The following is a 14,903-nucleotide window of genomic DNA, read 5'->3' as shown; positions in this document are numbered from 1 at the left end:
TTTATTAGATTAAAGAGCGCAATTAGCAGCCCATTGCCCAAGAATGTCTTGGTATGGCTTGATGAAATGCTCTTCAACAAACTTTCCTTGTTCAATCGCTAGTCGGTTACGTTCTTCTCGATCATAAACAATTCGGGTTAATGAATAATCTTGGTGCTGTAAACTGGGTTGATAAAATTTTCCTGCAGCAGAATTGGCATTATAAATTTCAGGTCGATAAATTTTTTGGAATGCGCTCATGGTGCTGATGGTGCTAATCAGCTCAAGATTTGTATAATCAGCCAGCAAATTACCGGAAAAATAAAATGCCAAAGGTGCTACGCTATTCGCAGGCATGAAATAGCGAACCTGCATACCCATCTTTTTGAAATATTCATCAGTGAGCGAGTATTTATCCTGGATGTATTCAGCACCTAATACAGGGTGCTGGTTTTCAGTCCGCTCATAAGTTCGACTGCTGGAAACACTTAAACAAATCACAGGCTGTTTTTTAAAGTTTTCTTTGTATGCCTTAGAATTGATGAAACTTTTAAACAGCTTTCCGTGCAGCTCACCATAATTTTCTGGCGTACTAAAATGGGTTTGCTGCTTATTATGTTCCAGCAGCAATACGCTAAAATCATAATCTCGCACATAAGAGGAAAAGTTGTTCCCCACAATTCCTTCTGTTCGCTCCTTAGTTTTATGATCAACAATATTAGTTTTTAATATTTCAATTAAAGGCAAACCCTTAAGGCTCTTTTCAGCATCAATATTCAACTCAACAGAAATAATCTCAAGGTCTACAGAATAACGATCTGATTTAGGGTTATCCCAATGTGCCAACTCATTGAAACGATTGTTAATCATCTTTAAGGTATTGCGCAGATTCTCTTGGCGATGCTCTCCTCTGGCTAAATTCGCAAAATTGGTGGTGATACGCGTATTTTCTGCTGGCAGATAGTTTTCATCGAAACTAATGCTATTAATCGTAAATGTAAACTCTTTACTCATTGTGATCTGGTATCCTAATTTTTGAGATAAAACCTGAATTTATTTCATTCACTGCTTGGAATTTCCAATTTTTTCGGATACTCACAGTCAAGCGTGCTCCAAGTTTTTTCTAATTCTTTCCTAATAGCATGATTAATAATTGGCAATAAAATTACCTAGCCTTCAGAACTCAGTATGATTTATACCTGAATCAAATCATGAATAAAAATGAAGTTATTTCAATAAAAACATGAGAAAAATTCATAGCTAGGTCCTGTGGGGTCAATATCAGAATGAAGGCTAGGCATGTTGTCTAAAATTGAGGGGGGGCAAGAAGCTGAGGGGGCTGATGTTGACGTCGACCGGAAACTGACCCACTACAGCAAGTTCTTCCGATCCAAGATTGTCTCAGATGTTTTACTTGTTCTGCTTAATTATTGAGCAGAGGGTCAAAGGTGGTCACCATGGAAATGATGGACAAAATCCAAAGGATGTATTGTCGCGATAATCTGTCGCTGCATGAAATCTCCAAGCGCACCGAGCTTGCGCAGCTAAGCGCGAAAACCGCGTTTATTCGATTGGGCATACGATTCGATTTTTGTAGCCGTATTTGAAGTCGAGGGTGTTGTAGGTGCGTAAAAAAAACGGGCTGCATGGCCCGTTTTTTTATGGATGGAGTGTTTAATTTGAGTAATTAAGGATCAACGTAGGAGCGGTTTTAGCCGCGAATATTTTAAAAATAGTACTTTCGCGGCTAAAGCCGCTCCTACGAAATACCTGATGCCTTTGTGTTTTACTTAAGTTGATAGGATTGTTTGTAGGGTGGGCAAAGTGTTTTATCTTGCCCACGCGGCAGATATATAAAGTGTTATTGCCTTCCGCGTGGGCACAAAATCGTGCCCACGTTACTTTATTTAATTAATTTCAATTCAGAAGCGCCAAAAAACAACATTCAATCATGGAAAACCTTGGTTTTTCTCCGTGAAACTCCGCGTTCTCTGTGCTATCCGTGTTTCAAGACGTGGGTTTTATCTCCTAAGCCCTGCCTTAATTCAGCCCATTATGTCTCAGCAAAGCTGCCACTTCTGGTTTGCGGCCACGGAAGGCGATGAAGGAGTCGATGGCGGGGCGGCTGCCGCCTTTTGCCAAGATTTCGGCACGAAAGCGCGCGCCGGTTACTGGGTCGAGGATGGCTTGGCCCGCTGCGGCGGCTTCTTCAAAGGCGGAATATGCGTCGGCAGACAGCACTTCGGCCCATTTATAACTGTAATAACCTGCGGCATAGCCACCAGCAAAAATATGGCTGAAGGTGTTGTACCAGCGGTTATAGTCTGGCGCGACGGGGGTTTCAAATTCGGCAACCAAGGCGGCATTGTGTGCTGCGGCGTCGATTACATCTGCGTTGGCGTGCAGGCCCATATCAAATAAAGACAGTAAAACCTGACGCACCATACCGCTGCCGCTCATAAAGTTTTTGGCGGCTAGCATTTTATCGAATAGTGCGCGCGGCAGTGGCTCGCCGCTGTCTACGTGGCGGGTTAAATCGGGTAGAACTTGCCATTCCCAGCAGAAGTTTTCCATAAACTGGCTAGGTAGCTCTACTGCATCCCACTCCACGCCATTGATGCCGGATACGCCGGATTCATCGACTTCGGTTAAGAGGTGATGCAGGGCGTGGCCAAACTCGTGGAACAAGGTGATTACATCGTCGTGGGTAAGCAGCGCAGGCTTACCGTCCACCCCGCGCGCGAAGTTACACACCACCAGCGCCACTGGGTTTTGCTGCGATGCACCCTTACGGCTACGTGAAAGCACATCGTTCATCCACGCGCCGCCTTGCTTGCCGGTGCGGGCGTAAAGATCCAGATACAGGCCCCCCACTGCGCTACCGTCCATATTTTGCAGGGCGTAATAGTTGACATCGGGGTGCCAGACCGGCGCTTCGGCTTTAATAAAGCGTAGGCTGTAGAGCGTTTCGATTACTTTAAATAGGCCTGCCAGCACCGCGTCTTCGGTAAAGTAGGCTTTTACTTCTTGGGCAGAGAAGGCATATTTAGCTTCGGATAATTTCTCGGCTGCATAGCCGTAATCCCACACGGCCAGCGTATCCAAGCCAAGGTGCTCCTTGGCAAAGGCTTTAAGCTCGGCCCGATCTTGTGCAGCAAACGGTTTGGCACCGTGGCCTAAATTTCGTAAGAATTCTGCCACCTGAGCGGGCGTATCGGCCATTTTGGTCGCCAGCGATTCCTCGCCGTAATTATTAAAGCCCAGTAATTGAGCGGCTTCAGAGCGCAGCGCGTGGATGCGGCTGATCAGCGGGCCGTTGTCGCGCTCGGCGGGGCCAAATTCTGCGGCGCGGGTCACGTTGGCGTGATAAACCTTTTCGCGCAATGAGCGATTACTACAAAACTGCATCACAGGGCTTTGGCTAGGCTGTTTAAGTGTGACTTTGTAGCCGGTTTTATCGTCGGCTTCGGCGGCGGATTTAGCGGCAGAAAGCCAGTCTTGTGGTAGGCCATCCAGCTCGGCTAAGTCTTCGATATATAAGGCCCACTCATCGGTAGCATCCATCACGTTTTGGCCAAATTTAACCGTTAGCTCTGATAGCTCTTCAGATATTTCGGCAAAGCGTTGTTTTTGCGCCTCCGGTAGCTCCGCACCAGAGAGGCGGAAATCACGTAGCGTGTCTTCAATAATGGTTTTTTTAGCTGAGTTGTAAGTTGCGAATTCTGCGCTGGCTGCAATGAGCTTGTATTGAGCATACAGCCGCTCATTTTGGCCTAGCTCGGTATAAAAATTAGAGATGCGGGCGATATTAGCGTTGTAAACATCGCGCAGCTCAGGGGTAGTCACCACGCTTTCTAAGTGAGCCACCACGCCCCATGCCAGGCCCAATTTATTGAGCGCTTCATCCAACGGCTCTACAAAGCTTTCCCAGCTTGGGTTTTGGGCTTGTTCGGCCGCCGTGACGGCAGCTGCACTGCTGGCCAGTAGGGTATCAAGTGCTGGGTTGATGTGTGTCGGTTTAACGCTTGGGTAATCAGGCAGTTTGCCGGTCAGATCAAGGAGTGGATTGCTCATGCAGCTGGCTCGCGTATTTAGAATGGTATAGGGGGTAAATGCGCGCAATGGCGTGTAATTTCAAGATGCGTGCTTTGAAAACTCTGGGGGTAAGTACGGTGTAAATCTGTAATATAAAGGCGGCTGAGGTCTGCATTGGTGGCTTTGCGGGCGCTCGCAAGGCTTTCTTCGCTGGGTGCTTTCACGTGCAGCGGCAATGCTAGCGCGATAGCTTGTGTGGACAATGCTTGAGTATTGTTCGAGTGCGGCGCGGGTTGTAATGTCTGTCGCTTGGGATGTTAGGGGTGTCAGCATGAGAGCTACAGTCATGGCGGCGCACCGCACGTGATTGAATCGTTTCATTTCATGATCTCAAGCACAAGTAAAAGGCAGAGGGTGATGATTCCTATGGCATATTCAATACATTATTGAGGGCTGCTAAGTAAAAGCAAGGTGGCTACCGCTTACAATAGATTTTTTAAAAGGATTTAAACTCATGGCAATTGGTGTGTTTGATGGCATTAAACCAGTCTTAGCAGAGGGTGCTTGGGTACATGAATCGGCACGGCTGATAGGTGAAGTGAGCCTAGGAGAGAGTGCTTCGGTGTGGCCAGGGGCGGTGATTCGTGGCGATGTAAATGCAATTAGCATCGGCAAAGATAGCAATGTGCAAGACTGTGCCGTGCTGCATGTAAGCCATAAACGTGCGGATGATCCACTCGGTGCGCCTTTGCGTATTGGCGAGCGCGTTACCATCGGTCATGGAGTGATGCTGCATGGTTGCACGATTGGCAATGAGTGCCTGATAGGTATGGGCACGATTGTGCTAGATAGAGTGGTGATCCAAGATCGGGTGATGATTGGGGCCGGTTCATTAGTGCCGCCAAATCGTGTTTTAGAATCAGGTTGGTTATATATGGGCCGCCCAGCTGAAAAAAAGCGCTTGCTGACCGAGGCAGAGCTCGACAACTTTAATTACTCTGCGGCGCATTATGTGCGCTTGATGGCTAAGTACCGAGATGCAAAATAAGGGTAGTTTATTCTTGCGATATTGGCCTGAATAAAGACTGAGCAAAGAGGCGATGTTGCGCCCCTTTGCTGCTCATTAGCTTAGGCGAAACTGCGTAACAGATGCGCTTAACTGTTTAGCCATATTGTCCAGCCCACCAATGGATGAGGCCATGCTGCGTACTGCAACCGCGTTTTCTTCGGTCATTTGGGCTATTTTCTCAACATTTAAGGCTAAACCGCGTGCTGCGGTGCGCTGTTCTTGCATTTGAGCGGTGATGTTCGTTACTGAGCTAATCACCTCATGGCTACTGTTATCAATTTTAAGAATGCTCTCTCTGGCTTGATTGGTGAGCGTTAAACCATCCCCTACGCGTTTATTCCCATTTTGCATGCTGCCAATTGCATCGTGTGCACCTTGCTGAATAGCACTCACCATCGAGGTGATTTGTGCGGCAGATGAGGTGGTACGCTCGGCAAGCTTTCTGACTTCATCGGCGACGACGGCAAAGCCACGGCCTTGCTCACCGGCTCTGGCTGCTTCAATTGCAGCATTAAGTGCTAATAAATTTGTTTGATCGGCTACTTCACGAATCACCACAACAATACTGCCGATCTCTTCAATTTGTTTACCGAGGCCTGCAATTTTTTCAGAGGCATTACCCACCTCTTTGGCGATCTGATCCATCTCTTTGGCCGCTGATTGCACGTCGGTACTACCTGATTGAGCTAATGCGCCTGCTTCAGATGCTTGGCTGCTTACGTCTTCGGTGTTGGAGGCCACTTGATCCATGCTGGTACTCATTTCTTCCACTGCAGCGGCCATTGAGCTGGCCGAGGACGTTTGTTGATCGGTACTGGCAGAGACTTGTTGTGATGCAGATGTCAGCTCTCTGGCTGCAGATGAAACCGCGTGCGAATTATTGATCATCATTTGAATAATGCCACGGAGATTACTCTGCATCTCTTTAATATCACTTTGTAAATGGCCAATTTCATCTTTATGTATCGTGACGCCTTGCCAGCTATAAGAAAGATTGCCCGCAGCGATTTGTTTAGCTACTTCGGCAACTTGTGTAAGTGGCTTGGTAATTAAATTAGCAATATAAAAGGCCATGAATAAGCCTAAGGCCATGGCGATTAAACTTGCGGAAGTTAGAAAAATCTTGGCTGAGTCATAGCTGGCATAAGCGTCTTCCTTGCTTTTTTTCATTATATCTTCTTGAAAGCTAGTTATTTCTTCCAGTGCTTTTATATAAGCATTATTATTAGGGGCTACTTGATCTTTTATAAATGGCCAAGCTTGAGCGGGGTCATCTGCTATTTTTTGAAATTCATCAAATTTAGTGTCTAATATTTTTTCAGCTTGACTTAGCTTTTCAAACAGCTCTCGCCCCTTGGGGATTGTGCTTCCTTTGTCTAAAATTTGTAATTTTTCTTTTGTTTTTTGGCGATTTTTATTCAGCTTGTTGAGTGCTATTTCATCATCTTCTTTGCTTGGAGAGAGCGCTATATTGCGCACTTGTCTGCCATTGTCGAGAGATAAAATCATTAAGCTATTGGATAGCTCAATTTTGGGGTAACGATCTTCCATTAAATCACGCATAGCATCATCGATTTTGCCCATGCTTCTTAAACTAAGGGCCGCCATGGCGGCAAGCAGAACTAAAACGACAGCAAAGCCAATAAAGAGTTTGTTTCTAACGCTGATGTTATGCATGACGCAATCCTTTAACTGAATCTATTGATCTTAGCGATATCAATAAGGGCGATGAGTAAGGTGTTCACTGCTTTTCCATTCAAAAAAGCTTTGCTAATAGCTACAGAGTTTATAGTGCGATGTAAGGGGTAAATGCAAGATTGGGGAAGATCAAAATAGGGGAAAGCGCTTGTTGGCTTTATAATTACTACTTGTTTTTCGATAGGCTTTAGTCATGTCTCTACACCATATCGCTCCGCCAGGAATCAGCCCTAAAGCTTGGTATTAAGGTACTAGGGTCTGTGACGTTACTATCGGTCATGGCGTGATGCTGCACGATTGGTAATGAGTGCCTGATAGGCATGGGTGCGATTGTGCTAGATAGAGTGATGATCCAAAACCGGGTGATGATTTGCGGCGCATTATGTGTGCTTGATGATGGCTCAGTACCGAGATGCAAAATAAGGGCAGTTTATTCCTGCGATATTGGCCTAAATAAAGACTGAGCAAAGAGGCGATGTTGCGCCCCTTTGCTGCTCATTAGCTTAGACGAAACTGCGTAACAGATGCGCTTAACTGTTTAGCCATATCGTCTAGCCCAACAATGGATGAGGCCATGCTGCGTACTGCAACCGCGTTTTCTTCGGTCATTTGGGCTATTTTCTCAACATTTAAGGCTAATTCGCGTGCGGCAGTGCGTTGTTCTTGCATTTGATCGGTGATGTTTGTTACCGAGCTAATTACGTCATGGCTACTATTATCAATTTTAAGAATGCTCTCTCTGGCTTGATTGGTGAGCGTTAAACCATCCCCTACGCGTTTATGCCCATTTTGCATGCTGCCAATTGCATCGTGTGCACCTTGCTGAATAGCACTCACCATTGCGGTGATTTGTGCGGCAGATGAGGTGGTACGCTCCGCGAGTTTTCTGACTTCATCGGCGACGACGGCAAAGCCACGGCCTTGCTCACCGGCTCTGGCTGCTTCAATTGCAGCATTGAGCGCTAATAAATTTGTTTGATCGGCTACTTCACGAATCACCACAACAATACTGCCGATCTCTTCAATTTGCTTACCGAGGCCTCCAATTTTTTCAGAGGCATTACCCACCTCTTTGGCGATCTCTTCCATCTCTTTGGCGGCTGATTGCACGTCGTTACTGCCTGATTGAGCTAATGTTCCTGCTTTAGATGCTTGGCTGCTTACGTCTTCGGTGTTAGAGGCTACTTGATCCATGCTGGTACTCATTTCTTCTACTGCAGCGGCCATTGAGCTGGCCGAGGACGTTTGTTGATCGGTACTGGCAGAGACTTGTTGCGATGCAGATGCCAGCTCTCTGGCTGCAGATGAAACCGCGTGCGAATTATTGATCATCATTTGAATAATGCCACGAAGATTGCTCTGCATCTCTTTAATATCACTTTGTAAATGGCCAATTTCGTCTTTATGTATCGTGACGCCTTGCCAGTTATAAGAAAGATTGCCCGCAGCGATTTGTTTGGCTACTTCGGAAACCTGTGTAAGGGGGGTTGTAATTAAATTGGCTATATAAAATGCCATGAATATGCCCAAGACGATAGCAATGATGCTGATACTAATCAAAACTGATTGGGCTGAGGCATAGCTTGCATAAGCGGCTTCTTTGCCTTTTTGCATTAAACTTTCTTGAAAATCTGCCAGCTCTTGGAGTGTTGTTATAAAAGTATTATTGGTAGGTGCCACTTGGGTTTTAATAAAAGGCCAAGCTTGAGCAGGGTCATCGGCTATTTTTTGAAATTCATCAAGCTTATTACCTAAATTTTTATCAGCTTGATTAACAATATCAAAAAGTTCACGCCCCTTAGGAGTGCTAAGTCTGTTACGTAAGTCTTGTAATTTTTCAGTTATCTTTTTGCGGTTTTCATTTAGCTTGCTAAACGCTTTATCGTCGTCTGCTTTATCTGGAGAGAGCGCTATATTGCGTACCTGCCTGCCGTTGTCCAGAGATAAATTCATTATCTCATTGGATAGTATAATTTTGGGGTAACGATCTTCAATTAAATCACGCATAGCAAGATCGATGTCCTTCATGCTTTTTAAGCTGAGGATGGCCATGATGGCGAGCAGAGCTAAAACGACGGCAAAGCCAAGAAAAAGTTTGCTTTTAACGCTGATGTTATGCATGACGCAATCCTTTAAAAAATCTATTGATCTTAGCGTTATCAATAAGGGCAATGGTTAAGGGCTTACTACCTTTTCATAAGATAGCTTTGTTCGCAGCTACAGAGTTTATAGTGCGATGTAAGGAGTAAAAGAAAGGAGTGTGCGTGTGTTTTTCATATTGCCCTGCCGGACGGCGTAAATGCGCTGCATATTATGTTGAGTGTGGGGAGTGGGTGAAATTAAATGGGGGATCAATGCAAGATTGGTAAAGATCAAAATAGGGGAAAGTGCTGGCGGGCTTTATAATTACTACTTGTTTTTCGACAGGCTTTAGTAATGTCTCTACACCATATCGTTCCGCCCACGCAAGGAACCAGCCCTAAAGCTTGGTATCAAGGTCTTAGTGCTCGCCCTGGTTTTATTTCAGACCCCGCTCAGGCCGAGGCGATTGATCGTCTAGATGCCCTGTACCATCAATTGATCTTCTTTAAAACCAAGCGTAGCCGCTTGTTTGGTAAATCTTTGCTACCGCAGCCAGATTTACCACGTGGGCTGTATTTTTGGGGTGGAGTGGGGCGTGGCAAAAGTTTTTTGATGGATGCGTTTTATGCCGCTTTGCCTTACAAACGTAAGAAACGGCTGCACTTTCATCAGTTTATGCAAGAAGTTCATCATGAATTGCGTCAGCTAAAAGGGGAGTCAGACCCTCTAGCCGCTGTCGCGACAAAAATTGCTAAATCAGTGCGCGTGCTGTGTTTTGATGAATTTCATGTCTCTGATATTGCCGATGCCATGATTCTGGGCCGCTTAATGGAGCACTTATTTAAGCGCGGCGTGGTGCTGGTCACCACTTCAAATTATCCGCCTGATGGCTTGTACCCCAATGGTTTGCAACGCAGTCATTTTTTGCCAACTATTGCGCTGCTCAATAACACGTTAGATGTGTTTAATTTGGATGGGGGCAACGATTATCGTATGCGTACCCTTACCCAAGCTAGAACCTATCTTTCCCCTCATACTGCGGATAGCGTTAGCGAGCTAGATGCTTTGTTTTCGGCCATGGCCACCAGTAAAGATAGCGCGCCACAGCTTAAAATAGAAGGGCGCACGATTAAAGCCAAACGGGTGGCGGCTGGGGTGGTGTGGTTTGATTTTTTTGCAATTTGCGGTGATGCACGCGGCCAAGCAGATTATTTACAAATTGCACATAGCTATCACACGGTGATGGTGTCGGATATCCCTAGGCTGGCTGGCCATCAGGCTGCTGAGGCAAGGCGCTTTACTTGGTTGGTTGATGTGTTTTATGACCACCGCGTTAAGTTGATTATCTCTGCCGAAGTATCGGTGGATTTGCTTTATCAAGCAGGCGTGCAGGCGAGTGAGTTTTTCCGCACCACTAGCCGTTTAACTGAGATGCAAACTGAGGAATATCTAGCCTTGCCACATCAATCGATTGAAGTGCAATTAACGGGGATTGCAGAAACGTAATGTATGGCGGCTTACGCTTCTTAGCCTAAGCCGCCATGCGGTTGTTTTATTCAAATGCGCCTAAGCGCTTTTGTTCTAGTGGGCTGAAGTTGGCATCGCGTAGCTTTTGGATGGCGCTGTTTTGCTCGGTAGTGGGTAGCTTATTCATGGCGTTGGCGTTGGCTTTGGCAATGAGGTAGTGATCAATTTTTGCCTGCCATTGGTTTTCTTCCTGATCTAAGGCAGCGAGCCGGTCTGCCGCAGGCTTACCCACGCTAGCGCTGCGGAGTGCATGCAGTTGGTTTGCCGTTGCACCTTGTGCTTTTGCGGATTGTACGTTTTCGGCCAAGCTTAGGTGTGCAATCAAATCCGCGCGTGCTTGCTGCTCGGCAGGACTTAGTTTTGCATCAAGCGCTGCTTGTTTTTGCGCTTTTTGCGTGGTGTTGAGTTGAGGATCTTGAGCAATCATCAAGCGATTCAAAAGCAGCTCATCTTGTTCATCATCGCTGGCAAATAAAGCGCTGATTTCTGCTCGGTTAAAAAATCGGCTGCGGGTGTTTTGGATAGCTGCAAGCCGTAAACGCATGGTGGCAATGCTTTGCCCTGCCATGGCGGGGTTGTGGGCGAGCTCGCTTAGAGCGTGTTTAAATTGAAGATATTGCGCCAAGATTCGCTTGGCTTCTTTGGCGGCAGCGGGTTTTAGCTCACGGTCTAAATCTTGGCTGATTTGCGCCATGATGTCGGATAAAGAGCGCTCACCAACGGTAGCTAAGTAATAATCAAAGCGACGCAGCAAGGCTTGGTTCAGTTGCAGCTCGCCCTTAGCTTGATCCATATCGCCATCGGGTAAGGTGCCAAATAATGAGGGTGCAAAGCTCGGCTTTGCTGCAATGGCTGCGACCGGAGCGGCTGCCGGTGCTGGCTTGAGTGACCAAGCCGCAGCAGCCACCAAAAATACGGTGGCTGCCATCGCCGCAAAAATCCAACGCAGCATTACAAACCTGCGTTCTTTAAACGATTTGCGTGCTGCCTAAATACACTAATGGGATTGGTTTCAAACAGGCTGACAATCCCGATAAACTGATTGATCTCATCTAAGTGATTCATATTGTAATCATCACGTAGCACTTGGCCTAAATGGCTAGAGCAAGATGAAACCAGCCCGTCGTTTTTTTCTTTAAATGCCAATGAAGTTAAGCCCATTGCTGCGTCGCTTACATCAAAAGCATTGGTCAGTGGGCTGGCACCGCTCCAAGAGTAGTAGCGCACGCCATTTACCTGATAGGCGCCTTCATTACAGGCCGCTAGCGGGAGGCCTTCCGGGAATTTAGCATTGAATTTGGCTGTGCCTACCGTGGTCAGCGCATCCAGTGCCGCATTGGGGTTTTGAGGTAGATTGCCATCCTGAGAGGCAAGGCCAATCAGCGTTGATAGGCCTTGGGCAATCAGCATGGCCACGCTTTCATTCACGGTGCCTGGTGCCGCTACTTTTCTGACTATATCGGCCACTACAGAGCCTTTATTCACCCCCGCAATATTGGTTACTGAGGCAATAAGATCAGGCCGCACCGATGCCACATAGCGAGTTGTAGGGCCACCATGGCTATGGCCGATGAGGTTGACTTTGTTGGCGCCCGTAATGGCTAAAATTTGCTTTACCTGTGCCAATAATTGCTCGCCTCTAAGCTCACTAGAATGGGTGGCAGAAACTTGTGCAACATACACTTTTGCGCCATCTGTTTGCAGGGATTGTGGCACTTTGTAAAAGTAATCAACACCCAGAGCTTGATCAAAGCCAAATAGGCCGTGGACTAAAACAATCGGGTAGCGGGTCTCTGTGTAGCCTGCCGCCATGGCTGGGGCGGCTAGGGATATAAAAAGTGCAAAGCATTTTAGAAAAAATTTCATTCCAAATTCCTCATGGCTTTTAATCAAACGTATAGAGCGGTGTGGCGCTCTTTGTTTCGCCAATCAAATATGTGTTTAATTTGGCTTACATACGTCCTAGCTCATTTGTGGAATGAATCCCATTTCAAACAGTGTTTATTTTGGTAGGGAAATTCCCCTAAGTGTTGTTTTATGGATTTGAAATGACCTTAGTTGATTCTTGGTAAACCTCATTGTTGAGGTGTAAAACGGCCTAGCAGCCTGTCGGACTTAAGACTGATCTACTACGGAAAAGCCGGATAAAATGATGCTGGCGATGGCTCCAGCAATCAGCCCCCAAAATGCTGGGCCAATTCCCATTAAGGTAACGCCGGATAGGGTCACTAAAAAAGTAATAACGGCGGGTTCACGAAATTTTTCATGGCTCATTGCCACGTTTAAACTATTGGCAATGGTACCGAGCAGAGCAAGGCCTGCAATGGCTAAAACCAAAGCTTTAGGCAGTGCGGTAAATAGTGCACCAATCGTGGCACCAAACAACCCGAGTAATAAATAAAAGCAACCTGCGGCAGTGCTGGCTTTATAGCGCTGGGCGGGGTCTTCGTGCGCTTCTTTACCCATGCAAATCGCTGCGGTAATAGCTGCTAAATTGAGCGAGAAACAGCCAAATGGCGCAAGTATCAGCGTGGTGAGGCCTGTCCAAGTAATCAGAGGAGAAACCGGTGTGTTGTAGCCATTGGCCCGAATCACGGCAACCCCCGCCATGTTTTGTGAAGCCATGGTAACTGCAAACAGCGGAATCCCAATGCTGAGCATGGATTGCCAATTAAAAATGGGCATCATCCATTCTGGTGTGGCTATGGCGAGTTTTACGGCTTGTAAATGTAATAAATTTTGAGCCGACGCAATGCATATCCCAAGTGCCAATACCAGCATGATGGCGTAGCGAGGCCAAAGTTTTTTGCAGATTAAATAAGCGGCAAACATGCTAAAAACAAGGGCAAATTGGCTTTGCATTTCAGTAAAAATATTAATGCCAAAACGGGCTAAAACACCCGCCAGCATCGCCGCCGCAATCGGCAATGGAATCCGCCCCACAATCCGTTCAAACCAACCTGTGATACCGCATAACGTAATAAGGGCGGCGCAAAACATAAAAGCAGCAATGGCTTCTCCCATCGGTACCCCCGCTAAGCTGCCTGCCAATAATGCAGCGCCAGGGGTAGACCAAGCAGTGACAACGGGATCTTTATAGCGTAGCGATAAGCCAATACAGCTTAAACCCATACCCAGCCCTAAGGCCCACATCCAAGAGGCTAGCTGCCCTGCCGTAGCCCCCGCACTACTTGCCGCCTGAAACACAATTGCTGCTGAACTGGTATACCCAACCAAGACAGTGATAAAGCCAGCAGTTAATAAAGAAAGGGAGAAGGATTTATTCATGGGCTAGGCTCGGTAAGGGGCGAGCTTTTAATCATGCCTTTTGAGTGGTTGCTTGGCTAGCAACGCTTTGAGTGTTGATCGCTCTTTTACAAAGAGCTGAGTCGCATAGGCATAAGGGCATTGTCAAAATATAAGGCAATAAGCTGCAGGCCAAATCCAGCTTTTCCGTAGTAGATCAGTCTTAAGTCCGACAGACCCTAGTAACTACGATGTGGGCACCGCTATTAAAAGCTGATCTTTATCAAAAGGGCTGATCTTGTAAGGGATATCCAAGGTATTAAATGCACGGCTAAGGCAAGACGTGGCTAAATAGGGGCTGTTACAATTTGACTTTATTTGCCGGAGTAACGGTTTTGCTTGCCCAATTTTGCTTGCCCATTGATTTAGCCTCCTTATCTAAGCGCTTTAATGCTGATGGCGTGGTCGTTTTGCGTGGCTTTGTTGCTCTGGAGCGAGTCGGCCAAATTCGCAAGGCCGCGATGGATGCGGTAGTTCAGCGTATTCCCCCTTTTGAGTTAGAGGCGGAGCTGGGTTATCCAGGTGCTCCCGCTTCTACCGCCGATGTGGGGGGCGGTACGATTCGGCGTTTAAGAAATATGGCAGGGCGAGATCCGATATTTGCTGAGTGGGCAGGCGATATAAAACTACTTACCATTATTAGTTGCTTGCTAAATACACCGCAAATCACCCTTACCCAAGCGCATCACAATAGTTTAATGAGTAAGCAGCCCAGCTTTAGTAGCGATACGCGTTGGCATCGTGATGTACGTTACTGGCACTTTAGCCGCCCAGAGTTAGTTTCTGCATGGCTGGCTTTAGGTGATGAAACCACAGAAAACGGTGGCTTGGGCTTTGTGCCTGGCTCGCATCGAGTTGATTTCCCTAGTGATGCTTATGATGAAAATGAATTCCTGATGGCCGATCACGCCGAAGCGGCCCCTTGGGTGGCTTTGGCACAATTTCCTGCTTTAGTTGCAGGCGATGTGGTGCTGTTTGATGCACGTACTTTTCATGCAGCAAGCCGTAATCGCACCGCGCAGACCAAATATTCTTTGGTTTATAGCTATCACACCAGCAGCAATACCCCACTCGCGGGCACTCGTTCATCTAGTCAAGCGGGGTTGGTTTTTGAGTTAGCAAGCGCTGCAGTTATTGCTTAATTTAAAAAAAAATCAGTCGATTACTGGTTAGGGATGACCAGTAATCGACTGATTTTTATGAATTA

At 46.6% G+C, this 14,903-nt stretch carries 10 protein-coding genes; 3 read left to right on the top strand and 7 right to left on the bottom strand.

Annotated elements, in window-relative coordinates; all coding sequences use genetic code 11:
* Positions 1-9: 9 nt before the first annotated feature.
* Positions 10-993 (bottom strand): DUF1852 domain-containing protein, encoded by a 984-nt coding sequence (locus tag C1H71_RS01965; RefSeq protein ID WP_130105074.1) that lies wholly within the window; start codon positions 991-993, stop codon positions 10-12.
* Positions 994-2,019: 1,026 nt separating this feature from the next.
* Positions 2,020-4,053, bottom strand: a complete 2,034-nt coding sequence (locus C1H71_RS01960) for a M3 family metallopeptidase (protein ID WP_130105073.1) — start codon at positions 4,051-4,053, stop codon at positions 2,020-2,022.
* Positions 4,054-4,528: 475 nt separating this feature from the next.
* Here C1H71_RS01960 and C1H71_RS01955 point away from each other — a divergent pair, with 475 nt between their 5' ends.
* Entirely contained in the window at positions 4,529-5,062 is a 534-nt protein-coding gene (locus C1H71_RS01955; protein ID WP_130105072.1) for a gamma carbonic anhydrase family protein, read from the top strand.
* A gap of 75 nt (positions 5,063-5,137) precedes the next feature.
* Here the strand turns inward: C1H71_RS01955 and C1H71_RS01950 are convergent, their stop codons facing one another.
* A complete protein-coding gene (locus tag C1H71_RS01950; RefSeq protein ID WP_130105071.1) occupies positions 5,138-6,760 on the bottom strand; it encodes a methyl-accepting chemotaxis protein in 1,623 nt (540 codons plus the stop codon).
* 519 nt (positions 6,761-7,279) lie between these two features.
* The gene (locus tag C1H71_RS01940) at positions 7,280-8,902 is read right to left on the bottom strand and encodes a methyl-accepting chemotaxis protein (protein WP_130105070.1); all 1,623 of its coding nucleotides are present in this window, start codon (positions 8,900-8,902) and stop codon (positions 7,280-7,282) included.
* Between the two features lie 315 nt (positions 8,903-9,217).
* Here C1H71_RS01940 and zapE point away from each other — a divergent pair, with 315 nt between their 5' ends.
* Positions 9,218-10,369 (top strand): cell division protein ZapE, encoded by a 1,152-nt coding sequence (gene zapE / locus C1H71_RS01935; protein WP_130105069.1) that lies wholly within the window; start codon positions 9,218-9,220, stop codon positions 10,367-10,369.
* 46 nt (positions 10,370-10,415) lie between these two features.
* Here zapE and C1H71_RS01930 read toward each other — a convergent pair whose 3' ends face one another.
* The 3 genes from C1H71_RS01930 to C1H71_RS01920 all read right to left on the bottom strand — a co-directional run bounded on the left by C1H71_RS01930 (position 10,416) and on the right by C1H71_RS01920 (position 13,678).
* Positions 10,416-11,342, bottom strand: a complete 927-nt coding sequence (locus C1H71_RS01930; protein ID WP_130105068.1) for a lipase secretion chaperone — start codon at positions 11,340-11,342, stop codon at positions 10,416-10,418.
* Complete coding sequence (locus tag C1H71_RS01925; protein ID WP_130105067.1) at positions 11,342-12,256, bottom strand: esterase/lipase family protein; 915 nt, start codon at positions 12,254-12,256, stop codon at positions 11,342-11,344. The genes C1H71_RS01930 and C1H71_RS01925 overlap by 1 nt, the downstream gene beginning before the upstream one ends.
* A 249-nt stretch (positions 12,257-12,505) precedes the next feature.
* Entirely contained in the window at positions 12,506-13,678 is a 1,173-nt protein-coding gene (locus C1H71_RS01920) for a benzoate/H(+) symporter BenE family transporter (RefSeq protein ID WP_130105066.1), read from the bottom strand.
* 326 nt (positions 13,679-14,004) lie between these two features.
* On the opposite strand from C1H71_RS01920, the gene C1H71_RS01915 reads away from it, so the two are divergent.
* Positions 14,005-14,838, top strand: a complete 834-nt coding sequence (locus C1H71_RS01915; RefSeq protein WP_130105065.1) for a phytanoyl-CoA dioxygenase family protein — start codon at positions 14,005-14,007, stop codon at positions 14,836-14,838.
* The last annotated feature ends 65 nt before the right edge of the window (positions 14,839-14,903 follow it).

Source organism: Iodobacter fluviatilis, from assembly GCF_004194535.1.
In the GTDB taxonomy this organism is placed as follows: Bacteria; Pseudomonadota; Gammaproteobacteria; order Burkholderiales; family Chitinibacteraceae; genus Iodobacter; species Iodobacter fluviatilis_A.
This window is presented reverse-complemented; position numbering and strand designations above follow the sequence as displayed.